The sequence below is a fragment of the Pseudokineococcus lusitanus genome (assembly GCF_003751265.1).
Lineage (GTDB): Bacteria > Actinomycetota > Actinomycetes > Actinomycetales > Quadrisphaeraceae > Pseudokineococcus > Pseudokineococcus lusitanus.
On the sequence record NZ_RJKN01000008.1, the window covers coordinates 90,443 to 115,700 of the forward strand.

Genomic DNA, 25,258 nt, shown 5'->3' on the forward strand with positions numbered 1-25,258 from the left:
CGCCCGTCCCCCGTCGCCACCGAGGGGCGGCGGTGGCCCTCCTCGCCGTCGCCGCGCTGGCCGTCACCACGACCGCCTGCAGCCCGCAGCGCCCCACCGCCGCGGCGGAGGGCGCCGACGGGACGACGACCCTCACCGTCGCCGAGCCCGTCCACAGCCTCGGGTACCTCCCGCTCTACGTGGCGCAGGCCGAGGGCTTCTTCGCGGAGGAGGGGCTCGACGTCGAGGTGGTCACGCTCCAGGGCGGCAGCGCCCACACCAACGCCGTGCTCACGGGGGAGGCGTGGGCCTTCATCGGCGGTCCCGAGCACAACGCGCTCGCCGCGGCCCGCGCCTCCGGGGACGCCCAGCTGCGGGCCATCGGGAACGTCGTCAACCGCGGCAACGTGTACCTCGTCGCCGCCGCCGGCGCCGAGGTGCCCGACGACCTCGCCGAAGCCCTGCGCGGGGCGACGGTCGCCACCGGCGCCTACGGCGGGACGCCGAACTCGATCACCCGCTACCTCATGGCCGAGAGCGACCTCGGCGAGGACGACGTCACGCTCGTCGAGTCGGCCGACGCCTCGGCCGTGCTGTCGATCGTCGAGCAGGGCCGGGCCGACCTCGCCGTCGTCGCCGAGCCGGTGCTCGGGCAGGGGATCGCGCAGGGCATCTGGGGCGAGCCCGTCTACAACGTCCCGCAGGGGCTCGGGGACTACGCCTACTCGACCCTCAACGTGCTCCAGAGCTCCGTCGAGGAGGACCCGGCGACGGCGGCCGCCTTCACCCGCGCGATGGCGAGGGCGCTCGCGCTCGTCGAAGACGACCCGGCGGCGGCCGAGGGGGTGGCCGCCGCCGAGTTCCCGACGCTCGACCCGGCCGTGCTGGCCGAGACCCTCGAGCGCTCCTACGCCGACGAGATCTGGGAGTTCGACGGCCGGGTCAGCGAGGCCTCCGTGGAGACGGCCCTCGAGGTCGTCCGTGCCTCCGGCGTCCTCGACGACGCGGCCGACCCGGTGACCTTCGACGAGCTCGTCGACATGCGCTTCGTCGACGACCTCGACGACGGTGCCTGAGGACCGGGCACCGGGTCGTCTTCGCCGGGCGGGGAGGGAGACCTCCCCGCCCGGCGTGCTGCTGGTGTGCCTCCTCGTGGCCTCGACGCAGATGACGTGGGGCCTGGTCGTCCCGGTCCTGCCCGTCTACGCCGACGGGCTGGGCGCCTCGCCGGCGGCCCTCGGCGCCGCGGTGGCCGTCTTCGGCGTCGGCCGGCTCCTCACGAACGTCCCCGGGGGCCTGCTGGCCCAGCGCCTCGACCGGCACCGGGCGCTCCTGCTCTCCTCCGTGGCCGTCGTCGCGGTGCTGACGCTGCTCACCGCCCTCGTCCAGACGACCCCCCAGCTGCTCGTCGTCCGCCTGCTCACCGGTGCCGCTGGCGGCGTCGCCATCACGGTCGGGCAGCTCGTCCTCTCCGAGACCGCGCCAGCGCGGTGGGACAGGACGATGTCGTCGCTGCAGGCGTTCCAGCTGGCCGGGGGCTCCGTGGGACCCGTCGTCGGCGGCCTCACCGTGGCGGTCGACGCCCGTCTCCCCTTCGTCGTGGCCGGTGGTCTCCTCCTGGCGACGGTGCTCGTGGGGTGCACCCGTCCGCTCCCGGCGCGCGAGGTGCCCACCGCCGCGCCGGCCGTACCGGGGGAGGACCGGCCGCGGCAGCGGCTGTGGTCGCGCGGGCTGGTCGCCGTCTGCGTCGTGGGCCTGGCGGTCTTCCTCGTCCGCTTCGGCGGGATGCAGTACCTCGCCCCCGTCCTCGCCTACGAGGAGGCGGGCATGACGCCGGGACAGCTGGGTCTCGTCATGGGGGGCGTCACCGTCCTGGGCCTCGTCCTCCTGCCCGTCGCCGCCGCGGTCAGCCGACGGGCGGGACGGGCCCGCGTCGTCCCCGTGGCCGTCCTGCTCCTCGGGGCCTCGTGCCTGCTCCTGCTCGGGTCGCAGCGCCCGGCCCAGCTCGTGGCGGCCGTCGTGCTCGTCGGCGTGCTGACGACCGCGGCCGGCCCGGCGGTCGGGGCCGCCCTCGCCGAGCACGCGCCCCCCGGGCGGCGGGGCACCGCCGTGGGCGTCTACCGCACCAGCGGGGACGTCGGCACGCTCGTCGGTCCCCTGCTCCTCGGGGCGCTCGTGGGCGCCGGGCGCTGGGAGGTCGCCGTCGTCGCCCTCGGCCTCGTGCCCGTGGCCGCCGCCGTCGTCTTCGCGGTGCTGGGACGTGGTCGGCGTCGCGCCGGCGGCGGAGGCGCAGCCGGGACCTCCGACGGCGGTCCCCCGACCGCGGCGCCCGTGGTCGGCGTCCCCGCGGGGAAGGCCTGAGCCCGCCCGAGCGCTGCGGTGCCCATGGCGAAGACCTGGTTCATCACCGGCACCTCCCGCGGCTTCGGCCGCGAGTGGGCGACCGCCGCGCTCGAGCGGGGCGACTCCGTGGCCGCCACGGCCCGCGACGTCTCCTCCCTCGAGGACCTCGCGACCCGCTTCGGCGACCGCGTCCTGCCGCTGGCGCTCGACGTCACCGACCGCGCCGCGGTGCAGCCGGCCGTCGACGCGGCGGTCGCGCGCTTCGGGCGGCTCGACGTCGTCGTCAACAACGCGGGCTACGGCCAGTTCGGCATGGTCGAGGAGCTGAGCGAGGACGACGCGCGGCAGCAGATGGAGGTCAACCTCTTCGGCGCGCTGTGGGTCACCCAGGCGGTGCTGCCGCAGCTGCGGGCCCAGGGCAGCGGGCACGTGCTGCAGGTCTCGTCGATCGGCGGCATCAGCGCCTTCCAGAACGTGGGGATGTACCACGCGAGCAAGTGGGCGCTGGAGGGGCTGAGCCAGTCGCTGGCCCAGGAGGTCTCGTCCTTCGGCATCCACGTCACCCTCGTCGAGCCCGGTGGTTTCGCCACCGACTGGGGCGGCTCGTCGGCCCGCCACGCCGAGGCGCTCCCCGCGTACGACGGCGTCCGCGAGGCCGCGCAGCAGGCGCGCTCGCAGCGGACGTCGGCGCCCGGCGACCCGAGGGCCTCGGCCGCCGCGGTCCTGCAGGTCGTCGACGCCGACGAGCCGCCGCTGCGCGTCTTCCTCGGCGCCGCACCGCTCGCCATCGCCGAGGCCGACTACGCCTCGCGCCTGGAGACGTGGCGCGCCTGGCAGCCGGTCGCCGAGAAGGCCGGCGGCTGAGGGTGGCCGACCTCACGGCGGGCACGGACGGGCAGGACCCGGTCGGCGCCCGCCTCGACGCCGAGCCCGAGCACGTCCGCCGGACGCTCACCGTCCTCGGCGAGCTGCTGACGGGCGCCCGGCGCGGGTCCGCGACCGCGGGCGGCTTCGTCGAGGCGCACCTCGGGCAGCCGCACACCTCCCTCGTCCTCGAGCGGGTCGACCTCACGCACACGCAGTCCGTGTCGGTCGGGGCCGTCGTCGCCGACCTCGTCGCCGCGCACCCGACCGCGGTGCTCGGCCCCGTCGAGGACGGCGAGGCGCCGACGTGGACGCGGATCGAGCTCGACGGCGACCACGTGTCGGTCCCCACGTCGGCGGCCGTCGCGCTGCCGGCGGGGACGGCGGCGCCGGTCGACGTCGTCCTCCAGCTGGTGCGCAACGAGTTCGACCCCGAGCCCGCGTCGCTGCGGGTCCTCGCCCGGCCCGCCGACCACGCGGCGGCGCGGGCGCTCGTCGACGACGTCCTCGCGACGGCGCGGAGGGACAAGGGCTTCTTCCGCGGCCGGGTCCTCCACGCCGGCTCCCGCCTGCCGCTCGAGCTGGAGCCCACGACGCTCGGGCCGGGCGGGCGCGACGACCTGGTCCTGCCCGCGGCCGTGTGGGCGGAGGTCGACGCCGCCGTGTCCGCCCTCACCACCCGCGCCGACGTCCTGCGCGAGGCGGGCCTCGGCACGAACCGCGGTGTCCTGCTGGCCGGCCCGCCCGGCGTGGGCAAGAGCGCCCTCAGCCGGGTGGTCGCCCGGGAGATGGCGGGCGACTTCACGGTCGTCGTCGTCGACGCGGCGGCCGCCTCGACGGTGCTGCGGCAGGTCTACCGGGAGACCGCGGACCTCGGGCCGTGCGTCGTCGTGCTCGAGGACGTCGACCTCTACCTCGGCGACCGCCGCGCGGGCGCCCGCGGCACCGCGCTCGCGGACTTCCTCGCGGTGCTCGACGGCACCGAGCCGTACACCGACGTCCTCACGATCGCCTCGACCAACGACCCCTCCGCCCTCGACGCGGCGGTGACGCGCTCGGCCCGCTTCGACAGCGTCATCACGCTCGACCCGCCGGACGCCGCGGCGTCGGCGCGCATCCTCGACCGGTACCTGGCGCGGGTCGCGCTCGACGACGGCGCCCGCGTCGACACCACGACGGTCGCCGCCGCGCTGCCCGCCGGGGTGACCGGCGCGGACCTGCGCGAGGTCGTGCGCCGCGCGGTGCTCGCGCACGGGCGGGGCCTGACGACGCAGCGGGTGCTCGCCGTCGTGGCCGAGGGGCGGTGGCGGGCCGAGCCGCTGACCGGCAGCTACCTCTGAGCGCCCCTAGCGTGCGGGGATGAGCGACCTCAAGGTCCTGTTCCTCGGCGGCAGCGGCATCATCAGCTCGGCCTGCTCCGCGCTCGCCGTCGAGCGCGGCGTCGACCTCACGGTCCTCAACCGCGGGCAGACCTCGACGCGGCCGCTGCCGGAGGCCGCGCGAGTGCTCCACGCGGACGTCCGCGACCCCGCCGCACTGCGGGAGGCGCTGGGGGACGAGGAGTTCGACGTCGTCGTCGACTGGGTGGCCTTCACGCCGGAGCACGTGCGCACCGACCTGGACGTCTTCACCGGCCGCACCGGGCAGTACGTGTTCATCAGCTCGGCCTCGGCGTACCAGACGCCGCCCGCGCGCCTGCCGGTCGTCGAGTCGACGCCGCTGCGCAACCCGTTCTGGCGGTACAGCCGCGACAAGATCGCCTGCGAGGACCTGCTGACGACGGCGTACCGCGAGCAGGGCGTCCCCGTCACGGTCGTGCGGCCGTCGCACACCTACGACCGGACGCTGCTGCCCTTCGACGGCGGGTGGACCGTCGTCGACCGCATGCGCCGGGGCAAGGAGGTCGTCGTCCACGGCGACGGCACCTCGCTGTGGACCCTCACGCACCACCGCGACTTCGCGCGCGGCTTCGTCGGCCTCCTCGGCAACCGCCACGCGCTCGGGCAGGCCGTCCACATCACCTCGGACGAGGCGCTGCCGTGGGACGAGATCTTCCGGACCGTCGGCGAGGCCGCGGGGATCGAGCCCCGGCTCGTCCACGTGCCGTCGGACGCCGTCGCCGCCGTCGACGCCGAGTGGGGCGCCGGCCTGCTCGGCGACAAGTCCCACTCGATGGTCTTCGACAACAGCCTGCTGAGGACGCTCGTGCCCGACTTCGTGGCCACCACGCCGTTCTCGCGCGGGGCGCGCGAGGTGGTGGCGTGGCACGACGAGGACCCGGCCCGCCGGGTGGTGGACCCGCACATGGACGACGTCATGGACCGGCTGGTCGAGGCGTACCGCCCGCGCGCGCTCTGACCGGCACCCGCGGGGGCGCCGTCGCCCGGTACCAGCCGGCGGCGACGAGGGCGACGAGCGCGACGTCCACCACCTCGCCGCCGTAGAGCATGAGCAGCGCCCCGGTCTCGGCCTCGGCGGGCCCGACGCCGGCCGGCGGGTCCGTCCGGAGGCGTTGGGCCAGGACGGTGTGCGCGGCGAGCGAGGCCGCGAGCACCGCGGCGCGGAGGGGGACGGGCGCCCGGTGCGGGTCGGGGTCGACGCCCACGAGCGACGCCGTGAGCACGCACCCCGAGACGAGGACGTGGGCGTGGACCGCTGCGGCGACGGGCGGCGAGGTGTGCGTCAGCGCGAGCAGGTCGGTGCCGTAGAGCACCCACAGCCCGCCCGTGGCCGGGACGGCGGCGACGACGGGGTGGGTCAGCAGGCGGACCGGGCGGCTCCGCAGCGCACGGACGAGACGACGTGCGGGCCCGACGGGCAGCGCCCGCAGCGCGAGCGTGACGGGCGCCCCGCGCACGATCAGCAGCGGCCCGAGCATCCCGAGGAGGAGGTGCCCGGCCATGTGCGCGGTGAAGGCCGAGGAGCCCGTGCGGGCGGCGACGGCGAGCGGGCCGACGAGAGCCGCGGCGACGCAGACGAGCCCGAGGGCGAGGAGCGCCGTCCGGTGCGCCGGCCACGGCCCGCGGCGCCGGGCGCGGACGACCGCCACGGCCAGCAGCGCGCCCGCGCCGACGAGGGCGGCGGCGGTGACGGCGTCGAGGACGACGACGCCGCCCGCGGGCCCGGAGCCGTGGTGGTGCACGGCGTCTCAGCCGTCGCCGCGGGCGGCCGACCGCCCGGCGCGGCGCAGCACGACCAGCCCCGCCGCGAGCACGAGCACCGCCGACCCGATCCACACGACGTCGTAGACCACCAGGTCCTCGACGTCGTAGCGGACCTGGTGCAGGCGCAGGAGCTTGTGGTCGACGACGCCGTCGACGAGCTGGAACCCGCCGAGGCCGACGAGGACGCCGCCCCACCACCGCCCGCGCGGCACGGGCCCGCGCCGTCGCACGTCGAGCAGGAGCACGAGGCCCCAGACGGTCGCCGTCCAGCCGAGCGCGTGGAGGACGCCGTCCGAGGCGACCGCGACGGCCGTCGTCGAGCGGTCGTAGAAGTGGTGCCACTGCAGGAGCAGGTGCAGCACGAGCAGGTCGACGACGGACGCCGCGACGCCCGCACCCAGCAGGACGCCCGCTGCCGTCGTCCGCCGCCACGGGTCGGCGGGTCCGCCGCGGGCGCGGACGGCGCGGCCGGAGGAGGCGCTGCCGGAGGTGCTCGTCACGAGTGATCTCCTGCCGTCGGCGCCGGGCCGCCGTGCTGGACGCCGCCGCTGGGCCATCCGACCACGCCGCGGCGACCATGGGGGCGTGGGCGGTGACGGGACGACGGTGCGGCCGTCCTTCGTCCTCCACGACCACCGCCGGCCGACCCACCACCTCGACCTGCGGCTCGAGGAGGACGGCGTCCTGCGCTCCTGGGCGCTGCCGCGGGGCCTGCCGGGGCGGGCGGGCGACCGGCGGCTCGCGGTCGCCGTGCCGGACCACGACCTCGACCACCTGGCGTACGAGGACGACGACAAGTCCGTCGCCGACACCGGCTGGTGGGAGGAGCACAGCCGCGACGAGCGGCGTCTCGTCCTCACCCTCCACGGCCGGGGCGCGCCGCGACGCTACGCGCTCGTCCGGACGTCGCGGGACTGGCTGCTCCTGCTGACGACGCAGCAGCCGTGAGCCCGGCGGCGGCACCCGTCCGAGCCCTCGGCGGCGGACGGACCTCCCGCGACCGTCGCCGTCAGGGCGCGGGTGGGGCGCTCGCCGCCGGCGTCGTGCGGAGGGCGGCGGGAGCCCGGGGGCGGGGGACGCCCGTGCCCGCCGGTCCGGGGAGGTCCGGCGGCGCGGGGCGGGCGAGGTGGAAGCCCTGCGCGTGGGTGGCGCCGAGGAGGCGGAGCTCGGCGAGCTCGGCGGCGTCCTCGACCCCCTCGGCGACGCAGGTGGCGCCGAGCTCGTGGGACAGGCCGATGACGGCGCGGGCGATGGCACGGCGGGCGGGGTCGGTGTGGACGGCGCGGACGAAGGCGATGTCGAGCTTGATGACGTCGGGCTCGAGCCGGGTCAGGTGCTGGAGGCTGGCGTAACCGGCGCCGGTGTCGTCGATGGCCAGCAGGAGGCCTCGGGCCCGGAGGCCGGCGAGGGCGGTCAGGAGCGTGGGGTAGTCCTGGACCCGGTCGTGCTCGGTGAGCTCGACGACCAGGCGGCGGGGGTGGGCGGGGTCGAGGGCGTCGGCGAGGAGGTCGTGGGTGGCGGGGTGCAGCAGGGCGGCGGCCGAGAGGTTGACCGACAGGTACTGGCCGGTGGGCAGGTGGGGGAGCAGGGCGAGGGCGTCGGCGGCGGCGGCCTGCTCCAGCTCGACGCCCAGGCCGAGGTCGGCGGCGTCGGCGAACACGTGGTCGGGACGCCGGGGGGCGCCGGCGGGGTCGGTGAAGCGGGACAGCGCCTCGTGGCCGGCGACGTCGCCGGTGGCGAGGTCGACGATCGGCTGCAGGACGAGGGTGCGACGTCGCCCGTCCAGATGAGGCGTGAAGGTGCGGCGCTCGTCCTCGCGGCGCCGGTGCTGCTCGAGCTCCTGCGCGACGTGGGCGCCGACGAGATCGGCGATGGTCTGCAGGGCGCCGAGCTGGCCGGGGGTCAGCGGCGTCGACGCGGTGGACCCGACGCCGCAGACCGTCCCGTAGAGGGTGCCGTCGGGCAGGTGCACGGGGACGCTGCAGTAGGCGCCGACCCCGAAGGCCTTCGTGACCGGCAGGGAGGCCAGGGTGGGGTGGCTGCGGACGTCGGCCACCGAGGCGGGCAGCGTGCCGTCCAGCACGCGGCTGCAGTAGCCGTCCGCCGCGTCGAGGCTGCTGCCCTCGACGAGCCCCTGCAGGGCCGGACCGACGTCGGGGCCGGCCTCGACGACGGTGAAGGTCTGGGTGCCGCCCTCGAGCGTGGACAGCGCGGTGACCTCCAGGCCGGTGGTCGCGCGTCCGGCGGCCAGCAGCCGCCGCACCACCGGGGAGGTCGCCGTGGAGGCCTCGCCCGGTGCGGTGCCGGAGCGGTCGCCGGGGCGGCCGCCGCCGGCGAGGGGGGCGAGGACGTCGACGACCTCGAGGGCCCGCTGCCGGGCCCGCAGCGACGTGACACGGACGGCGGCCTGACGCGTCAGGGCACGGGCCAGCGCCTCGTGGGTGTCGTCGAAGGTGCCGTGGCCCGGGGGGCGGGTCAGGTAGAGCGCGCCGAGCACGACGCCGTCGTGCGTGACGGGCAGGGCCAGCAGCGCCGCCATCGGGGTGTGCGCCGAGGGCAGCCCGACCGCCTCGGCATGGGTCCGCATGTCGTCCAGCCGCAGCGTCCTGCCGGTCAGCACCACCCCCACCAGCCCGACGGGCCGGGGCAGGTGCGGCAGCACCGAGACCTCGGTCGACGTCATGCCCTGGTGGGCCAGCGCCGACGGGGCCCCGTCGGCGCCGACCAGCAGCGCGACGCCGAAGCGCGCGGCCGTGAGGGTGCGGGCGACGTCGACCAGACGCTCCAGCACGCCGCGCTCGGACTCCTCGCCGGCGATCGAGACGACCCCGTCCACGACGGGGACCAGCTCCTCGGCCGCCGGGCTCATGCCGCCCTCGTCGGGGACGGCCGGCCCGGCGCCGGCTGGGAGGGGATGCGGTGCGCCGTGTCCCGCACGGCCGGCTCGTGGACGACGAGGTGGTGCTTGCCGGAGCGCTTGGCGGCGTACATCGCCGTGTCCGCACGCACCAGCACCTCCGCCGCCGTGGTGGGCGGCGTGGTCGCGTCCAGGTGCACCAGGCCGGCGCTGACGCCGACCGTCCGCGGGGCGCCCGCGACGTCGTAGCTCTGGCCGGCCAGCACGCCCCGGGCGACCGCGGTGATCCGCTCGAGCGGGGTGTCGTCCTCGACCAGCAGGGCGAACTCGTCGCCGCCGAGGCGCGCGAGGGTGTTGCCGGGGCTGACCATCGCCGCCCACCGGGCGGCGACCTGCACCAGCAGGTCGTCGCCGACGGCGTGCCCGTGCGTGTCGTTGACGCCCTTGAAGTCGTCGAGGTCCATCAGCAGCACCGTGATAGCCCGTCCGTCGGAGCGGTGCAGGTCCAGCGCGTGCGCCAGGCGGTCGTGGAACACCGCCCGGGTGGCCAGGCCGGTGAGCCCGTCGTGGGTCGCCAGCCGGTGCAGCTCGGCCTCCCGCTCCCGGGCCTGCGCCCGCAGCCGCTCGGACAGCAGCACCTGCGCGAGCAGGTCGGCCAGCAGGTCGAGGACGGGCGCGAGCCGCTCGACCTCCCCGGCGGCCACGGACCGGGGGTGGTAGCCGCACAACGTCCCGTACAGGTGCCCGTCCTCGAGCCGGATCGGCGCGCCGACGTAGGCCCCGACCGGCCACTGCTGCACCGGGGCCGTCGCGGCGTACTCCTCGACCGCGGCGGTGTCGTGCGCCAGCCGGGGTGCGCCGGCGACCATCCGTCGGCACAGGGAGCCCTCCCACGAGGCCACGTCGCCCGGGGCGAAGCCGAAGGTGTCGTCGCGGACGTCGACGAAGACCTGCTCCTCGCCGTCACGGCGGGTGATCGCCCACATGCCGAGCGGCAGCTGCTCCTGCAGGCACGACAGCACCCGTGCGCTGGCGGCCTCGAAGGACAGCAGCCCGTCCACCGGCTCCTCGCCCGTCACACCGACTCCCCGCTCCGTCTCGGGCCGCTCGACCGCGTCCCGTCGTGGCGGTCCATCGGTCCGGGCGGCGAGCACCTGAGCGGTCGTCGGCACGAGGAGCCATGGGGAGCAGGACCACCGCGGTCAGCCGCCGGTCCACCGAGCCGGCGCCGGTCCCGGTGCCGCGACGAGGGCCTGCTCGGTCGGCGGCACCGCCCGCCGACGACCAGGCGGCCCGGCGGCAGGACCGCGTGGACCCCGTGCACCTGGTTGACGACCTGGGTGACCCGCAGGTCCACGGCCACCGACGCCAGGGCCAGCGCGCGGGTGCGGCCGAGGCCGTGCCGCTCGCGCAGCAGCTCGACCATCCCGTCGAGCGCCATGACGGTCGCCCGGCGGAGGTCGGCGTCCACGCCGAAGGTGACGTCGCCCGCCGGCGTCGTCGCGCGTGGCGTCCGGGCGAGGGCGGGCGAGGGGGCGGTGTGCAGCACGACCTCCAGCTCCACGCGCCGCATCGGGCACTCGACGGCGAGGCCGGAGACCTCGCCGTCCCCCTGCGCCGCGTGGCCGTCCCCGACCGACAGCAGCGCCCCCGGCACCTCGACGGGCAGGAAGAGGCTGCTGCCGACGACGAGCTCGCGGCAGTCGAGGTTCCCGCCGGTCCGGCGCGGGGGCACCGTGCTGCGGGGACCGGGTCCGGCGGGGCAGACGCCGACGACGCCGAGGAAGGGCCGGAGCGCCACGACGTCGCCGTGCTGGTCGCGCGCGGTGCCGGTGCCCGCGGCGGCGTCCCAGGCCAGGTGCCAGAGCAGCATCTCGGGGTCGGCGTCCGCGACGCCGAGCGCGTCGTTGCACCAGCTCGGCCAGCCGCCCGCCCGGGTCCAGCCCCAGCCGCCGGGCTCGAGGGCGCGCACCCGGACCTCCAGCACCGTGCCGGGCTCGGCCCCCACGACGGCGAAGGGCCCGGTGAGCGCGTGCCCGGGGTCCTGCTCGCGGTCCCGGCCCGGGCGCGGCGCCGGCGCGGCGTCGGGTCCGTGCAGGTCGCCCTGCTCGTCGGCGTGCCATCCGGCGTCGACGGTGGACAGGACGAGGACGTCGCCGCTCGCGACCTCCAGCAGGGGCGGGAGGTCGGCGTCGAAGCGCCCGTGGAGCGACGCGTCGCGGTGCGGGACGACGTGGACGGCCATCCCGCGACGCTAGGGCGCGGGCCCGGCCGGGCACGAGCCGGCGGGATGCCCACCGCGGCACGGCAGCCGCCACGGCGGGCACGGCGGGCCGGGCGCGCGCAGGATCGTGGGCGTGACCTCCGCACCGCCCGCCCTCCCGGACGACCCGTTCCCGCGCAGCACCTCTCCGACCGCCGACGTCCTGGCGGCGCAGCGCGCCCACCTGCGGGCGATGCTCGCGGCCGGCGAGCTGGACGTCCCGCTGCCCGGCGTCGGCCGGACGGCCGAGCGGTGGGCCGCCCTCGCGGAGTGGGGGAGCGCCGACCTCGTGCTCGGCCGCCTCGCCGAGGGGCACACGGACGCCGTCGCCGTCCTGGCCGAGGCGGGCGTGCCGGCGCCGGAGGACGCGCTGCTCGGCGTGTGGGCGTCGGCCAGCGAGGGGACGGGGCTGCGGGCCGTCGCCACCGGCGACGGCGGGCTGCGGGTCGCGGGCACCCTGCGCTACGCCAGCGGCGCCCGCGTCCTCGACGCCGCGCTCGTCACCGCCACGGAGGACGGCGGGCAGCCGCACCTCGTCCTCCTCGACGTCCGCGGGACCGGCGTGACGCCGCGGCCGGGCACGTGGGCGGCCGTCGGGATGGACGACAGCGACAGCCTCGACGTCGTCGTCGACGACGTCGACGTGCCCGCCGCCGCGGTCGTCGGCCCGCCGGGCTTCTACGCCGGCCGGCCCGGCCTCCACGTCGGCGGGCTCGGCGTCGCCGCCGTGTGGTGGGGCGGGGCCCGCGGCGTCGTCCGGGCGCTGACGGCCTCGCTCGCGCGGGGCGAGGCCTCCGGGCGGGCCCCGACACCGCACCAGCTCGTCCACCTCGGGGCGGCGTCGTCGGCCGTCGCCCGGGGGCAGGCCCTGCTGGCCGAGGCCGCGGGCGTCGTCGACGCCGACCCGACGGGCGACCGCACGACGCTCGCGCTGCGGGTGCGCCACGAGGTCGACCAGGTGGTCGAGGAGGTGCTGCGCCGCTCGGCCCGCGCCACGGGCGCCACCCCGCTGTGCCGGGACGCCGACATCGCCCGCCGCGCCGCCGACCTCGCCGTCTACGTCCGCCAGCAGCACGCCGAGGGCGACCTCGAGCGGCTCGGCCGCGCCGTCCTGGACGCGGCGTGACCGCGTCGACGGCCACCGCGCGGCCCGGCCGCCCCGTCCTCCCGGTGTGGGCGCCGCCGGTGCCGCCGGGTCGGGCGCTCGTCGTCGTCGCCCATCCCGACGACGAGGTCCTGGCGCTCGGGCCCGTCGTCACGACGCTCGACGCCGCCGGCTGGGTCCTCGACCTGCTCGTCCTCACCGACGGGGAGGCGGCCTACCCCGCCCTCGACGCGGCGGGGCGGGCCCGGCTCGCGGCGGTGCGCCGCGACGAGCTCGACGCCGCGTGGGCGGCCCTGCTCCCCGGGGCCGGTCACCGCGGCGGGCGGGTGCTCCGGGCGGGGCTGCCCGACGCCCGGCTGCCCGACGTCGCCGCCGCCGTGCGCGGGGCCGTCGACGCGGCGGCCGCCGCGTCGCCCCCGGACCTCGTCGTGGGCCTGTGGCCGCACGACCCGCACCACGACCACGCCGGGGCGGCGCTCGCGGCCGTCGCCCTGGCCGCCCGCCTCGCCGTGCCGTCGGTGCAGGCCCCGTTGTGGGCGCGGGTCTGGTGGGACGACGACGACGCCCGCCTGCCCCGGGCGACGGCGTCCCGCGTGCCCGTCGCGGGACCGGCGGCGGGCCGGCTCGCCGCGGCGCTCGCCGCCCACGCGAGCCAGGTCGAGGGCTTCGAGGGGCACGGGCCGCTGCTCGGGCCCGACGACCTCGCCGCGCTCGCCGGCGACGGCCTCGTGGTGACGGCGTGAGCGCCCCCACGGGCGCAGGGTGTCCGCAGGACCCCGACCGCTCCGACCTCCCGCCCTTCGACGGCGAGCACTTCGACGCCCTCTACCGGGGCGACGCCGACCCGTGGCGCGTCCGGGGCGACTGGTACGAGCGCCGCAAGCGCGCCCTAGCGCTGGCGGCCCTGCCGCGCGAGCGCTACGGCCGGGTCCTCGAGATCGGCTGCAGCAACGGCGTCATGACGGTCGAGCTGGCCCGGCGGGCCGGCCGCCTCACGGCGCTGGACGCCTCCGCCGTCGCGGTGGACCTCGCCCGGCGCGAGGTCGCCGCCGCGGGCCTCGGGGGCGCCGACGTCGACGTCCGCCGGGGCACCGTGCCGGACGACCTGCCCAGCGGCCCCGGCGCCGTCGTCGACCTCGTCGTCCTCTCCGAGGTGGGGTACTTCCTGCGGCCCGACGCGCTCGACGAGCTCGTCGCGCGGCTGCCCGCCCTGCTGGCGCCGGGCGGCGAGCTCCTCGCCGTCCACTGGCGGCGGGACCCCGAGACGCTGCCCGTCCCCGGCGACGAGGTGCACCGCCGCCTCCGGCGGCTGGAGGACGACGGCGCCGAGCACCTCGTCGCCCACGTCGAGGAGCCGTTCCTCCTCGACGTGTGGCGACGTCCCGGCGATGACGGCTGAGCCGCACCCCGTCCCGGCGCCGCGCGGCCGCCGACGACCGGTCCGGGCCGTCGTCGTGGCGGTCCCCGTGCGCGACGAGGAGCGGCGCGTGCGGGCCTGCCTGCGCTCGGTGCTCGCCGCGGCCGCCCGCGTGCCGCTGCCCGTCGTCGTCGCGGTCGCCCTCGACCGCTGCGTCGACGGCTCCCGCGCCGCCGTGGAGGCCGTGCTCGGGGGCCGCCCCGGCACGCTCGTCGTCGAGCTCGGGCCCGCGCCGCGACGCACCGTCGCGGAGGTGCGGGACGCCGCCGTGACCGCGGGGCTCGCGCTCGCCCGGCGACGGCGGCCCGTCGCGACGGACGAGCTGTGGGTGGCGGGGACGGACGCGGACACCGTCGTCCCGCCCGGGTGGCTCGTCGAGCAGGTACGGCGCGCGGACGCGGGGGCGGACCTCGTGGCCGGCGCGGTGGACCTCGACGACGACCCGGGCCTCGACCGCCCGGCCCGCGAGCGCTACGCCCGCCTCGTCCGGCCCCGCGACGGGGTCGGCGGGGAGGAGCACGGGCACGTCTACGGCGCCGACCTAGGGGTGCGCGCGTCGGCCTGGCGGGCGGCCGGCGGCTTCCCGCGCGTCGACTCCGGCGAGGACGCGGCGCTGCTCGACGCCGTCGCGGCGGCCGGCGGGGTCGTCGTCCGTCCGACGTGGCCGCGCGCCGTGACGAGCGGTCGGACGCGCGGACGGGCCGACGGCGGGCTGGCCGACCTCCTCGCCGACCTCGCCGGCCCGGGGCGCGTGCCCAGTGGCTAACGATAACGACTCCCACCTGCGCTAACCTCCGCGGCGTCCTGCTCCACCACGCCCGGAGGTCGCCGTGCCGCACCGTCGCCCGGTCCTGCCCTCCGTCGCCCGTCACCACCGCGGGGGCCGTCCCGCGCCCACGACCGCGACGCCGCCGGCGCACCACGGGCGTCCCCGGGCCGGGGCGACCGGGACCGCCGACGGCACGGCCGCCGACGAGCCCGTGCTCGAGGTCTCCGACCTGCGGGTCGAGGTCCCCGCCACCCGTCGCGACGCCACCGTGCCGCTGCTGCGCGGCGTCGACCTCGCCGTCGGCGCCGGCGAGCGCGTGGCCCTCGTCGGCGCGTCGGGGTCGGGCAAGAGCCTCACCGCGGCCGCCGTCCGCGGGCAGCTCCCGCCGGGGCTGCGGGCGCAGGGACGGGTCCGGCTGGGAGGCGCCGACGTCCTCGACGTCCCGGGCCCCCGCCGCCCCGTCGACCGGCGCCCCGCCGTCGTCCTGCAGGACCCCTCGGCGGCGCTGCACCCGCTCGTCGCCGTCGGTGCCCAGGTGGCGATGCCGCTGCGCGCGCGCCACGACCGGGCGGGGCGCCGCCCGGGTCGCGCCGCCGCCCGCCGCGCGGTGCTCGAGCTCCTCGCCGCCGTGGGCCTCGAGGACCCGCGGCGCGTCGCCGCGGGCCGCCCGGCCGAGCTGTCCGGCGGCCAGCGCCAGCGGGTGGCCCTCGCCGTCGCGCTCGCGGCCGCGGCGCCGCTCGTCGTCGCCGACGAGCCGACGACGGCGCTCGACACCGTGACGCAGGCGGCGGTGCTCGACGTCCTCGCCGACCGGACCGGGCCCGGCCGCGCCGGCCTCCTCCTCGTCACCCACGACCTCGCCGTCGCCGCGGCGCTCTGCTCCCGCGTCGCCGTCGTCGCGGACGGCCGGGTCGTCGAGACCGGCCCGACCGCCCGCGTGCTCGCCGCCCCCGGGCACCCGGCCGCCCGCGCGCTCGTCGGGGCCGACCGCGCCGGCGGCACCGACCCCCGGGCCGGTGCGACCGTCCCCGCCCCGGCGGGCGTGCCGGCGTGAGCCTGCTCGAGGCCCGTGGCCTGCACGTCGTCCACCGTCGTCGTGGCGCCGCGCCCGTCCACGCCCTGGCGGGCGTCGACCTCGTCGTCGCGCCGGGGGAGCGCACCGCGCTCGTGGGCCGCTCGGGCTCGGGCAAGTCCACGCTCGTCCGCGCGCTGCTCGCGCTGCAGCCGCTCGACGCGGGCACGCTCGTCGCCGGGGGGCGGCCCGTGCGACCCGGCCGGGCAGGGGCCCTGCGCTGGTTCCGCCGTCTCGTCCAGCTGGTCCCCCAGGACCCGGCCCTCTCCCTCGACCCGCGCGCCGCCGTGCGCGACCTCGTCGCCGAGCCCGTCCGCCGGCTCGAGCCCGCCGTGGCGCCGGCGGACCGGGCGGCGCGCGTCGCGGGGGCGCTCGAGGCCGTCGGCCTCGACGACGACCTCGCCGACCGGCTCCCCGGACAGCTCTCCGGCGGGCAGGCCCAGCGGGTCGCGCTCGCCCGCGCGCTCGTCACCCGCCCCCGGCTGCTCGTGGCCGACGAGCCGCTCGGCGGCCTCGACCCGCCCCGCCGCGCGGACGCCCTCGCCCTGCTCCGGCGGGTCTCGCAGGAGCAGGGGACGGCGCTCGTCGTCGTCTCCCACGACCTCGCCGCGGCCGCCGCGCTCTGCCCGCGCGTGCTCGTCCTCGACGGCGGCCGCGTCGTCGAGGAGGGCCCCGCCGACGTCGTCCTCGCCGCCCCCCGCTCCGCCGCCGCCCGCGCGCTCGTCGACGCGTCCGTCGTCGCCCCGGTCCCGTCCCCCGCCTGACCCGACCCGCCCCGGCCCCCGCCGGCCCCGCACCCCTGGAGAGCACCGCCATGCCCACCCGCAGCACCACCGCCGCCCGCGCCGGCGGCCTCCTCCTCGCCGGCACCCTCCTCTCGGGGTGCTTCTCGGCCGGGCCCGCCGGCACCGGGGACGCCGGGGGCGCCGACGCCGCGGCCCCGGACGACCGCATCCGCATCGCGCACCTGCAGCCGCCCCGCTCCGCGCTGTCGCCCCTGTCGGACGACGCCTTCAAGCTCTCCCGCTGGTCGACGGCGGAGACGCTCGTCGTCCTCGACGAGGCCGGGGACGCGCAGCCGGCGCTCGCCACGGCGTGGGAGCAGGTCGACGACCTCACCTGGCGCTTCGCGGTCCGGCCGGGCGTGACCTTCCACGACGGCACCGACCTCACGGCCGCGGCGGTGGTCCGGTCGCTCACCGCGGCGGCCGGCGCGACGACGCCGCCGCGCATCCTCGACGGCGTGGACCTCACCGCCGAGGTGGACCCGGCCGACCCCTCCGCGGTGCTCGTGCGGACCGCCGAGGTGGACCCGCTGGTGCCGCAGCGGCTCTCGAGCCCCCAGCTGGTCGTGCTCGCCGAGGCCGCGTACGGCGACGGCGGCGTCGTCGACCCCGTCGGCACGGGCACGGGCGCCTTCGAGCTGACCGTCCGCGACGGCACGACCGGGGCGACGCTCGAGCGCTACGACGACTACTGGGGGGAGCCGGCGGCGGCCGCGGGCATCGACGCGCGCTACGTCTCCGACGGGACGGCGCGCGCGGCGGCGCTGCGGACGGGCACCGCGGACGTCGTCGAGGCGATCCCCGTCTCGCAGGCGTCCCTCGTCGACGAGGAGCTCATCACCGAGGTCCCGATGCCCCGGACCAACACGCTCTACCTCAACACCGCCGACGGCGTCCTCGCCGACCCGGCGCTGCGCGCCGCCGTGCGGGAGGCGGTCGACGCGGAGGGCATCGTCGAGGGCGTCTACGAGGGTCGCGCCGACGTCGCCGAGGGCCTGCTCGGCCCGGCGCTGCCGTGGGCCGCCGAGGGGCGCCCCGACCGGACGCCCACCGCGGCGGGGACGGTGCCGCCCGGCACGCCGCTGACCCTCGGGACCTTCACCGACCGGGCCGAGCTGCCCGAGGTCGCCGTCCAGCTCGAGCAGCAGCTCGAGGCCGTCGGCTTCGACGTGACGCAGGAGGTGCGCGAGTACGCGCAGATCGAGGCCGACGCCCTCGACGGCGCCTTCGACGCCTTCGTCCTCTCGCGCGCCACGGTCCTCGACTCCGGCGACCCCGTGGCGTACCTCTACTCCGACTTCGCCTGCGAGGGCTCCTTCAACATCTCCCAGCTCTGCGACCCGGAGGTCGACGCGGCGCTCGTGCGGGCGTCGAGGACCCCTCCGGGCGACGCGCGACGGGCCGCCGTCCTCGAGGCGGAGCGGCTCGTCCTCGAGGCCGACGCCGGCATCCCCATGCTCCACGAGCGGGTGGTCCAGGGAGAGTCGGCGCGGGTGGCCGGGGCGGCGCGCGACCCGCGCGAGCGCCTGCTCGTGCTGCCCGGGACGAGCGTGGGCTGACGCCCGTGACCGCCGGCCCGTCCACGGCCGCGGCGCCCCCGGGCGCCGCGGGCCACCGCGTCCTCGACCCCGACGCCCCCCGTCCCGCGGTGCCCGCCGACCCGCGCCGGTGGCGGCGGCGGGCCGGCGACCTCGTCGTGCCCGTGTCCCGCCTCGCCGCCGTCGGCGGGACGGTCGCGCTCGTCGGCCTCCTGCCCTGGCTGTCGCGCACCGACCCGGCGCTCACCGTCCTGCGCAGCCGCTCGGCGGAGACCCTCGCCACCCCCGAGGCGCTCGCGGCCGTGCGCGCCGACCTCGGGCTGGACGACGGCCCGTGGACGTTCCTCGGACGCTGGCTCGCCGACGCGGTCCGCGGCGACCTCGGGACGTCGTGGGTCAGCGGGCGGCCGGTCCTCGCCGGGGCGGTCGAGGGGCTCGGCGTGAGCCTCACCCTCATGGCGCTGGCCGCGCTCGTCGCGGTCGTCGTGGCCGGCCTGCTCGTCCTGCCCACCCTCCGGCGGGCCGCCGGCGGCCGACCGCGCCGTCCGGGCGGCGCGCTCGCCGCGACCCTCGTGGCCCTGCCCGACTTCCTCCTCGCGTCGGTGCTCCTCGTCGTCGTCGCCGTGTGGTGGGGGGTGCTGCCGCCCTACGGCTGGGAGGGGCTGCACCACGCGGTGCTGCCCGCGCTCGCCCTCGGCGTGCCGGGCGGGGGCCTGCTCGGCCTGCTCCTCGCGGACGCCGTCGCGGACGCCGCCACGGGCTCCTGGGTCGCCACGTGGACGGCGGCGGGTGCCTCGCGGGCCATGCTGGCGCGCGGCCTCCTCCTCCGCGCGCTCCCTGGGCTGCTGCCGCAGGTGGGGCTCGTGCTCGTCGGCCTGACGGGCGGCGCCGTCGCCGTCGAGCAGGTCTTCGCCGTCCCGGGGCTCGGCCGCCTCACCCTCGGCGCCGCGTCGGCGCAGGACCTGCCCGCCCTGCAGGTCGGCGTCCTCGCCCTGCTCCTCGTCGCCGCCGTCCTCGGGGCGCTCGCGCAGGCGGCGCGGCGGCTGCTCCTCGGCGCGGCGGCCCGCACGGCCGCCCTGCCGCCGCCCCCCGTCCCGACGCCGGCCGGCCGGGCCGCCTGGGTCGTGCCCGCCGCCGCCGCGCTGCTGCTCGTGCTCGTCGTCGCCCTCGGGCTGCCGGGGGACGCCTACGCCGCCGACCGCGGGCGGCTCGCCCCGCCGTCGCCGGACCTGCTCCTGGGCGCCGACGCGTCCGGCCGCGACCTCCTCGCCCGCCTGGCCGCGGGGGCCGCCGCGACCGGCGCGCTCGCGCTCGCCGTCACCGCGCTGTCCTGCGTCCTCGGCGTCGTGCTCGGCCTCCTCCCGCGCGCGACCACGGGGCTCGTCGAGGTGACGAACGCGACGCCGCCCGTCGTCGCCGGCATCGTCGTCGTGGCGCTCGTCGGGCCCTCGGCGGCGGGGGCGGCGGTGGCGGTCCTGCTCGTGAGCTGGGCGCCGCTGGCCGCGCACACGGCCGCGCTCGTCGGCGAGGCGCGGGCCCGTCCGCACGTCGAGGTCCTGCCCGTCCTCGGCGTCGGGCGGGTGCGCCGCACGGTGCGGCACGTCCTGCCGGCCGTCGTCCCGCCCGTCGTCCGCAACGCCCTCGTCCGGCTGCCCGGCGTCGCGCTGGCGCTCGCCGCCCTCGGCTTCCTCGGGCTGGGCCCGCAGCCGCCCTCGCCGGACTGGGGCCTCGTCCTGGCCGGCGGGATGCCGTACGTCGAGCGCGCGCCCTGGGTCGTGCTGGCGCCGGCGGGTGCCCTCGTCGCGCTGTCGGTCCTCGCCGTCACCGCGGCCGGGCTCCGGCCTCCCCGCCGGCGGCGGCCGGGGGCGCGGCGCGGCTGACCGCCGCGCCGCCCCCCGGCCGGGACGTCAGGCCTCCCGCGGGGCCTTCCACAGGTCGATGCCCGCCTCGACGGCGTGCTCGTCGACCCGGCGGAGCTCCTCGTCGTCGAAGGCGAGGTGCTCCAGCGCGGCGACGTTCTGCTCGAGCTGCTGCACGCTGCTGGCGCCGATGACGAGCGAGGTGACCCGCTCGTCGCGCAGCGCCCAGGCGAGCGCCATCTGCGCGAGCGACTGGCCGCGCTCGCGCGCCATGCCGTCGAGGGCGCGGACGTGGGCGAGCGTCTGCTCGGTCAGCAGGTCGGGGGACAGGGACTTGCCCTGCGAGGCCCGCGAGCCCTCGGGCACGCCGTCGAGGTACTTGCTCGTCAGCATCCCCTGGGCCAGCGGCGAGAAGGCGATGCAGCCGGCGCCGACCTCGGCGAGGACGTCGAGCAGGCCCTCGGTCTCGACCCAGCGGTTGAGCATCGAGTACGAGGGCTGGTGGATGAGCAGCGGCGTGCCGAGGTCGCGGAGGATCTCGGCCGCCCGGCGGGTGTCCTCGGGGCCGTAGGAGGAGATGCCCGCGTACAGCGCCCGGCCCGAGCGGACGGCGGTGTCGAGCGCGCCCATCGTCTCCTCGAGCGGCGTCGAGGGGTCCGGCCGGTGGCTGTAGAAGATGTCGACGTACTCCAGGCCCAGGCGCTCGAGCGACTGGTCGAGGCTCGCGAGGACGTACTTGCGGCCGCCGCCGCCCTGCCCGTACGGGCCCGGCCACATGTCGTAGCCGGCCTTGCTGGAGATGACGAGCTCGTCCCGGTAGGGCGCCAGGTCCTCCCGCAGCACCCGGCCGAAGTTCGCCTCGGCGCTGCCGTAGGGCGGGCCGTAGTTGTTGGCGAGGTCGAAGTGGGTGATGCCCAGGTCGAACGCCCGGCGCAGCACCGCGCGCTGGCGGTCCAGGGGGACGTCGTCGCCGAAGTTGTGCCACAGCCCGAGCGACAGCAGCGGCAGGTCGAGCCCGCTGCGGCCCGTGCGCCGGTAGGTCATGGCGTCGTAGCGGTCGTCCGCGGCGCGGTGGTGGACGGAGGGGTCGGTGAGGCGGGGCACGTCGTCGTCCTCTCGAGGGGTGGTCCTTCGCGCCCGAGCCTAGGGAGCGGCGGGTCGCGCGCCGGGCGCGCGGTGGACACATGCGCACGTGCGCACCTATGGTCCCGGTCGTGGTCGCGGAGGAGGTCTACGAGCGGACGGCGGAGCTGTTCGCCACGTTGGCCTCCCCCCGGCGCCTGGCGCTCGTGCAGCGTCTGGCGCAGGCCCCCGCCACGGTGGGCGACCTGGCCGAGGACCTCGGCGTGAGCCAGCCGCTCGTCTCCCAGCACCTCCGGGTGCTGCGGCAGGCCCGGCTGGTCCACGGCCGCCGCGACGGCCGCACCGTCACCTACGAGGTCGTCGACGAGCACGTGGCCCACGTGGTCGCCGACGCCCTCGCGCACGGCACCGAGGACGACGACGGCTGACCGGCCCCGCGCCGCCCCCGTACCGCCACCCCCGCACCGCCATCCCCCCGAGACCGACGGAGGACCGCCATGAGCGCCACCACCCACGACACCCACGCGGACCACGACCACGTGCACGCCCCGGACTGCGGCCACGCCGTCGTCCCCCACGGCGACCACGTGGACTACCTCCACGACGGCCACGCGCACAACGGCCACGACGGCCACTACGACGAGCACCCCGTCGACGCGCACGTCGTCGACGGCGGCCACGACCACGAGCACGGCGAGGGCTGCGGCCACGCGACCGTCGAGCACGGCGACCACGTCGACTACGTCCACGGCGAGCACCGCCACGCGGCCCACGAGGGCCACTACGACGAGCACTGACGCCGCTCGACGCACCGCCACCGACGCCCCGCCGGCCCCCGCCGGCGGGGCGTCCGTGCGTCCGGACGGGTCACCGCCGCGGTCACGGGTGGGTCACGCACCCCTGACCTCGTTACCGTGCGTGACGAGGCGCCGGCCACCGCGGGCGCCACGGGCCGGGGGCCCCGCCGGGCACGACGGCCGACGGCCTCCCCGACGAGGGCCGGGAGGGCCGGATGAGCAGGGACCGCCGGGCGCGCACGGGCGCCGCCGAGACCGCCGCCGGACGCCCGACCCGTGGACGTCGCCGCCGCCGCGCGGTCGTCGCCGGCGTCGTCGTGCTGGGCCTCGTCGCCGCCACGGCCGTCGCGCTCGTGGGCCTGCGCGGCGTCGCGGGCACCGCCCTCGCGGACCTGCAGCGGCTCACCGGCGTCGTCACGCCCGGCGCCGGCGCGTCCGAGGGGGACGGGCGCCCGCTCGACGGCCCCTTCCTCCTCGTCGGCTCCGACGCCCGCGGCGCCGCGCAGGTCGAGGGCGACGGCGACTGGGTGCCGGGGGCGCAGCGCTCCGACGTCATGGTGCTCGGCCGCGTGACGCCGGCGGGCGAGGTCCTCCTCGTCTCCCTGCCGCGCGACCTGTGGGTCGACGTGCCGGACCACGGCCCCGCCAAGCTCAACGCCGCGTACTCCTGGGGCGGGCCGTCCCTGCTCGTGCGGACGCTCGCGCAGGAGACGGGCGTGGAGGTGCAGCACTACGCGGCCATCGACTTCGCCGGCATCACCGACCTCACGGACGCCGTCGGCGGCGTCACCGTGCACAACCCCGTCGCCATGACGGCGCAGGGCGTCCCCGTCGCGGAGGGCGAGGTCACCCTCGACGGCCCGACGGCGCTGGCCTACCTGCGCGAGCGCAAGAGCCTGCCCCGCGGCGACCTCGACCGGATCGCCAACCAGCAGCGGTACCTCCTCGCCCTCTTCGACGAGGTGCTCTCGCCCGACACACTGACGGACCCGCGCCGCGCACGGGCCGTCCTCGGCGTCGTCCGCGAGCACGTGGCGGTCGACGACGCCACCGGTGCCGCCGACCTCGAGGCCCTGGCGCGGGCGCTGGGGACGACGCCGGGCGAGGACGTCGTCGCCGTCACCGTGCCGGTGGCCGGCGACGGGACGGAGCAGGGCCAGTCGGTCCTCTACGCGGACGACGCCGGCGCCGCGGCCGTCTGGGCCGCCTTCACGGCGGGCGACGCCGAGGCGCTGCGGGCGGCCGTGGGCTGACGGCGCCCGTCCCTACGGTGGGGCCGCGCCGGCGGCCGCCGGCCCGGACCCGCCGAGGAGACCCGTGCCCCACCTCGTCCCGCGCCTGGACCGGCTCGCCTTCGGCGGCGACCACAACCCCGAGCAGTGGCCGGCCGACGTCCTCGAGGAGGACGTGCGCCTCATGGCCGAGGCGGGCGTCACCCTCGTCACGGTCGGCGTCTTCTCCTGGGTCCTCCTCGAGCCGGAGGAGGGCCGCTACGAGACCGCCTGGCTGCGGGCGCTGCTCGACCGGCTGCACGCGGAGGGGATCAAGGTCGACCTCGCGACGCCCACGGCCTCGCCCCCGGCGTGGTTCTCGCGCCGGTACTCGGCCTCCCTGCCGATGACGCGCGAGGGCGTCCGCCTCGACGTCGGCGCGCGGGAGCACTTCTGCCCCAGCAGCCCGGAGTACCGGCGCGCCGCGCAGGCCCTCGCCGGGCACCTGGCCGCCGACCTCGGCGGCCACCCCGCCCTCGCCCTGTGGCACGTCGGCAACGAGTTCGGCGCCCACGTCGGCGCCTGCTGGTGCCCGGTCAGCGACGCCGCCTTCCGCGCGTGGCTGCGGGAGCGGTACGGCGACCTCGACCGTCTCAACGAGGCCTGGGGGACGTCCTTCTGGGGCCAGCGGTACGGCACCTGGGAGGAGGTCGGGACGCCGCGGCTCGCGCCCATGCCGTCCAACCCCGCCCAGCAGCTCGACCACCTGCGCTTCTCCTCCGACGAGCACCTGGCCTGCTTCGTCGGGGAGCGCGACGCCATCCGGGCGCGGCGCCCGGCGGCGGGCGCCGACGTCCCCGTGACGACCAACCTCATGACGCAGGGCAGCCGGCACCTCGACTACTGGCGCTGGGCGCGGGAGGTGGACGTCGTCGCCGACGACCACTACCTCACGGCCGCCGCGGAGCGCCCGCAGCTGGGCCTCTCGCTCGCGGACGACATCTCCCGCGGTCTCGCGGGCGGGGGCCCGTGGCTCCTCCTCGAGCACTCGACGTCGGCCGTCAGCTGGCAGCCGCGCAACCTGGCCAAGCGGCCCGGGGAGATGCGCCGCAACGCGCTGACGCACGTGGCCCGCGGGTCCGAGGGCGCGATGTTCTTCCAGTGGAGGGCGTCCCGCGCCGGGGCGGAGAAGTTCCACTCGGCGATGCTGCCGCAGGCGGGGACGGGCTCGCGGCAGTGGCGGGACGTCGTCGCGCTGGGCGCCGACCTGGCCGCCCTCGCGGAGGTCCGGGGCAGCGTCGTCGAGGACGACGTCGCGATGGTGTGGGACTGGGAGTCCTGGTGGGCGCTCGAGCTGGAGTTCCGGCCGACGGTCGACCTCACGTACGCCGAGCGGGCCGCGGCCACCCACGAGGCGCTGCTCGACCTGCACCGCACCGTCGCCGTCGTCCCCGTGGACGCCGACCTCGAGCGCCTCGCCCGGCACCGCGTGCTCGTGCTGCCGCAGCAGTACCTCGTGCCGGACCGGGCGCGGGACGTGCTGCGCGCGTACGTCGAGCAGGGCGGGCACCTCGTCGTCCCCTTCTTCTCCGGGGTGGTCGACGAGACCGACGCCGTCCCCGCCGGGCCGTACCCGGGGCAGCTGCGCGACGTGCTCGGCCTCGACGTCGAGGAGTGGCACCCGTTGCCCGAGGGCGGGCGGGTGCGCCTCTCGCCGGCGGGCGGCACCCCGGGGCCGGTGGCCGACGTCTGGTCCGAGCGGGTCCGGCCCCGCGGTGCGCAGGTGCTCCGGACCTTCCTCGACGGCCCCGACGCCGGCCACCCCGCGCTCACGCGGCACGACCTGGGCGCGGGCGCCGCCTGGTACGTCGCGACCCGGCTCGACGTCGTGGGCCTGCGGGAGCTCTACGCCGAGGTGCTCGCCGCCGCGGGCACGCCCGCGCGCGACCTCCCGCGGGACCTCGAGGTGGTGCGGCGCCGCGCCGGGGAGGTGTCGTGGCTCTTCGCCGTCAACCACGGCGACGTCGACCTGCCGCTGGCGGCGTCCGGCACGGACCTCCTCACGGGCGCGGCGCACGACGGCGCCGCCCCCGTCCTCGTGCCGGCCGGGGGCGTCGTCGTGCTGCGGGAGGGCGCCGCCGCCTGAGCGCTG

At 78.3% G+C, this 25,258-nt stretch carries 24 protein-coding genes; 18 read left to right on the forward strand and 6 right to left on the reverse strand.

Features of this window, described 5'->3' with window-relative positions; genetic code table 11:
* Positions 1-32: 32 nt before the first annotated feature.
* Genes EDC03_RS14650 through EDC03_RS14670 form a run of 5 tightly spaced genes read left to right on the forward strand, consistent with a single transcriptional unit; the run spans position 33 to position 5,544 of the window.
* The gene (locus EDC03_RS14650; protein ID WP_158674324.1) at positions 33-1,055 is read left to right on the forward strand and encodes an ABC transporter substrate-binding protein; all 1,023 of its coding nucleotides are present in this window, start codon (positions 33-35) and stop codon (positions 1,053-1,055) included.
* A gap of 55 nt (positions 1,056-1,110) precedes the next feature.
* The gene (locus EDC03_RS14655) at positions 1,111-2,340 is read left to right on the forward strand and encodes an MFS transporter (RefSeq protein ID WP_123381006.1); all 1,230 of its coding nucleotides are present in this window, start codon (positions 1,111-1,113) and stop codon (positions 2,338-2,340) included.
* Between the two features lie 24 nt (positions 2,341-2,364).
* Positions 2,365-3,186: an SDR family oxidoreductase gene (locus EDC03_RS14660; RefSeq protein ID WP_123381007.1), complete on the forward strand. Its 822-nt coding sequence runs from the start codon at positions 2,365-2,367 to the stop codon at positions 3,184-3,186.
* A 2-nt stretch (positions 3,187-3,188) separates the two neighbouring features.
* The gene (locus EDC03_RS14665; RefSeq protein WP_123381008.1) at positions 3,189-4,526 is read left to right on the forward strand and encodes an ATP-binding protein; all 1,338 of its coding nucleotides are present in this window, start codon (positions 3,189-3,191) and stop codon (positions 4,524-4,526) included.
* A gap of 19 nt (positions 4,527-4,545) precedes the next feature.
* Positions 4,546-5,544: an SDR family oxidoreductase gene (locus EDC03_RS14670; protein WP_123381009.1), complete on the forward strand. Its 999-nt coding sequence runs from the start codon at positions 4,546-4,548 to the stop codon at positions 5,542-5,544.
* Here EDC03_RS14670 and EDC03_RS14675 read toward each other — a convergent pair.
* Together EDC03_RS14675 and EDC03_RS14680 are read right to left on the reverse strand one after the other, a co-directional pair.
* Positions 5,501-6,328, reverse strand: a complete 828-nt coding sequence (locus tag EDC03_RS14675) for a cytochrome c oxidase assembly protein (RefSeq protein ID WP_123381010.1) — start codon at positions 6,326-6,328, stop codon at positions 5,501-5,503. The genes EDC03_RS14670 and EDC03_RS14675 overlap by 44 nt on opposite strands.
* A gap of 6 nt (positions 6,329-6,334) precedes the next feature.
* Positions 6,335-6,850 carry a DUF2243 domain-containing protein gene (locus tag EDC03_RS14680; protein WP_241967203.1) on the reverse strand — a complete coding sequence of 172 codons (516 nt, stop codon included), beginning with the start codon at positions 6,848-6,850 and terminating at the stop codon, positions 6,335-6,337.
* 85 nt (positions 6,851-6,935) lie between these two features.
* Between EDC03_RS14680 and EDC03_RS14685 the strand changes: the two genes are divergently transcribed.
* Positions 6,936-7,298, forward strand: coding sequence for a DNA polymerase ligase N-terminal domain-containing protein (locus EDC03_RS14685; protein WP_123381012.1), 363 nt, complete (start codon positions 6,936-6,938; stop codon positions 7,296-7,298).
* 61 nt (positions 7,299-7,359) lie between these two features.
* Here EDC03_RS14685 and EDC03_RS14690 read toward each other — a convergent pair whose 3' ends face one another.
* From EDC03_RS14690 to EDC03_RS14700, 3 genes are read right to left on the reverse strand one after another with little or no spacing between them, the layout of a single operon-like run.
* Positions 7,360-9,219 (reverse strand): sensor domain-containing phosphodiesterase, encoded by a 1,860-nt coding sequence (locus EDC03_RS14690; protein ID WP_123381013.1) that lies wholly within the window; start codon positions 9,217-9,219, stop codon positions 7,360-7,362.
* Entirely contained in the window at positions 9,216-10,286 is a 1,071-nt protein-coding gene (locus EDC03_RS14695) for a GGDEF domain-containing protein (protein WP_123381014.1), read from the reverse strand. The genes EDC03_RS14690 and EDC03_RS14695 overlap by 4 nt, the downstream gene beginning before the upstream one ends.
* Positions 10,283-11,452, reverse strand: coding sequence for an acetamidase/formamidase family protein (locus tag EDC03_RS14700; RefSeq protein WP_123381015.1), 1,170 nt, complete (start codon positions 11,450-11,452; stop codon positions 10,283-10,285). Before EDC03_RS14700 ends, EDC03_RS14695 begins: the two co-directional genes overlap by 4 nt.
* A 112-nt stretch (positions 11,453-11,564) precedes the next feature.
* Here EDC03_RS14700 and EDC03_RS14705 point away from each other — a divergent pair, with 112 nt between their 5' ends.
* From EDC03_RS14705 to EDC03_RS14740, 8 genes are all read left to right on the forward strand, one after another.
* The gene (locus tag EDC03_RS14705; protein ID WP_199720286.1) at positions 11,565-12,596 is read left to right on the forward strand and encodes an acyl-CoA dehydrogenase; all 1,032 of its coding nucleotides are present in this window, start codon (positions 11,565-11,567) and stop codon (positions 12,594-12,596) included.
* Positions 12,593-13,318, forward strand: a complete 726-nt coding sequence (locus EDC03_RS14710) for a PIG-L family deacetylase (protein WP_158674325.1) — start codon at positions 12,593-12,595, stop codon at positions 13,316-13,318. The genes EDC03_RS14705 and EDC03_RS14710 overlap by 4 nt, the downstream gene beginning before the upstream one ends.
* Complete coding sequence (locus EDC03_RS14715) at positions 13,315-13,974, forward strand: class I SAM-dependent DNA methyltransferase (protein ID WP_123381017.1); 660 nt, start codon at positions 13,315-13,317, stop codon at positions 13,972-13,974. The genes EDC03_RS14710 and EDC03_RS14715 overlap by 4 nt, the downstream gene beginning before the upstream one ends.
* Entirely contained in the window at positions 13,964-14,758 is a 795-nt protein-coding gene (locus EDC03_RS14720) for a glycosyltransferase (protein WP_123381018.1), read from the forward strand. The genes EDC03_RS14715 and EDC03_RS14720 overlap by 11 nt, the downstream gene beginning before the upstream one ends.
* 64 nt (positions 14,759-14,822) lie before the next feature.
* Positions 14,823-15,815, forward strand: a complete 993-nt coding sequence (locus tag EDC03_RS14725) for an ATP-binding cassette domain-containing protein (RefSeq protein WP_241967204.1) — start codon at positions 14,823-14,825, stop codon at positions 15,813-15,815.
* Complete coding sequence (locus EDC03_RS14730) at positions 15,812-16,597, forward strand: ABC transporter ATP-binding protein (protein ID WP_123381019.1); 786 nt, start codon at positions 15,812-15,814, stop codon at positions 16,595-16,597. The genes EDC03_RS14725 and EDC03_RS14730 overlap by 4 nt, the downstream gene beginning before the upstream one ends.
* A gap of 50 nt (positions 16,598-16,647) precedes the next feature.
* Positions 16,648-18,177 carry an ABC transporter substrate-binding protein gene (locus EDC03_RS14735; protein ID WP_123381020.1) on the forward strand — a complete coding sequence of 510 codons (1,530 nt, stop codon included), beginning with the start codon at positions 16,648-16,650 and terminating at the stop codon, positions 18,175-18,177.
* A gap of 89 nt (positions 18,178-18,266) precedes the next feature.
* Positions 18,267-20,036 carry an ABC transporter permease subunit gene (locus tag EDC03_RS14740; RefSeq protein WP_422393831.1) on the forward strand — a complete coding sequence of 590 codons (1,770 nt, stop codon included), beginning with the start codon at positions 18,267-18,269 and terminating at the stop codon, positions 20,034-20,036.
* 27 nt (positions 20,037-20,063) lie between these two features.
* Here the strand turns inward: EDC03_RS14740 and mgrA are convergent, their stop codons facing one another.
* Positions 20,064-21,119: an L-glyceraldehyde 3-phosphate reductase gene (mgrA, locus tag EDC03_RS14745; RefSeq protein ID WP_277872083.1), complete on the reverse strand. Its 1,056-nt coding sequence runs from the start codon at positions 21,117-21,119 to the stop codon at positions 20,064-20,066.
* Between the two features lie 110 nt (positions 21,120-21,229).
* Between mgrA and EDC03_RS14750 the strand changes: the two genes are divergently transcribed.
* The 4 genes from EDC03_RS14750 to EDC03_RS14765 all read left to right on the forward strand — a co-directional run bounded on the left by EDC03_RS14750 (position 21,230) and on the right by EDC03_RS14765 (position 25,252).
* Positions 21,230-21,526, forward strand: a complete 297-nt coding sequence (locus EDC03_RS14750; protein WP_241967205.1) for an ArsR/SmtB family transcription factor — start codon at positions 21,230-21,232, stop codon at positions 21,524-21,526.
* 69 nt (positions 21,527-21,595) lie between these two features.
* Positions 21,596-21,895: a hypothetical protein gene (locus EDC03_RS14755; RefSeq protein WP_123381022.1), complete on the forward strand. Its 300-nt coding sequence runs from the start codon at positions 21,596-21,598 to the stop codon at positions 21,893-21,895.
* A gap of 215 nt (positions 21,896-22,110) precedes the next feature.
* Positions 22,111-23,148 carry an LCP family protein gene (locus EDC03_RS14760; protein WP_123381023.1) on the forward strand — a complete coding sequence of 346 codons (1,038 nt, stop codon included), beginning with the start codon at positions 22,111-22,113 and terminating at the stop codon, positions 23,146-23,148.
* Between the two features lie 64 nt (positions 23,149-23,212).
* On the forward strand, positions 23,213-25,252 hold the full coding sequence (locus tag EDC03_RS14765; protein WP_123381024.1) for a beta-galactosidase: 2,040 nt from the start codon (positions 23,213-23,215) through the stop codon (positions 25,250-25,252).
* Positions 25,253-25,258 lie beyond the last annotated feature (6 nt).

Coding starts and splice junctions, on each gene's coding strand:
- EDC03_RS14755 (WP_123381022.1), top strand. CDS start 21,596: ATGAGCGCCACCACCCACGACACCCACGCGGACCACGACCACGTGCAC.
- EDC03_RS14690 (WP_123381013.1), bottom strand. CDS start 9,219: ATGAGCCCGGCGGCCGAGGAGCTGGTCCCCGTCGTGGACGGGGTCGTC.
- EDC03_RS14720 (WP_123381018.1), top strand. CDS start 13,964: ATGACGGCTGAGCCGCACCCCGTCCCGGCGCCGCGCGGCCGCCGACGA.
- EDC03_RS14700 (WP_123381015.1), bottom strand. CDS start 11,452: ATGGCCGTCCACGTCGTCCCGCACCGCGACGCGTCGCTCCACGGGCGC.
- EDC03_RS14735 (WP_123381020.1), top strand. CDS start 16,648: ATGCCCACCCGCAGCACCACCGCCGCCCGCGCCGGCGGCCTCCTCCTC.
- EDC03_RS14660 (WP_123381007.1), top strand. CDS start 2,365: ATGGCGAAGACCTGGTTCATCACCGGCACCTCCCGCGGCTTCGGCCGC.
- EDC03_RS14760 (WP_123381023.1), top strand. CDS start 22,111: ATGAGCAGGGACCGCCGGGCGCGCACGGGCGCCGCCGAGACCGCCGCC.
- EDC03_RS14670 (WP_123381009.1), top strand. CDS start 4,546: ATGAGCGACCTCAAGGTCCTGTTCCTCGGCGGCAGCGGCATCATCAGC.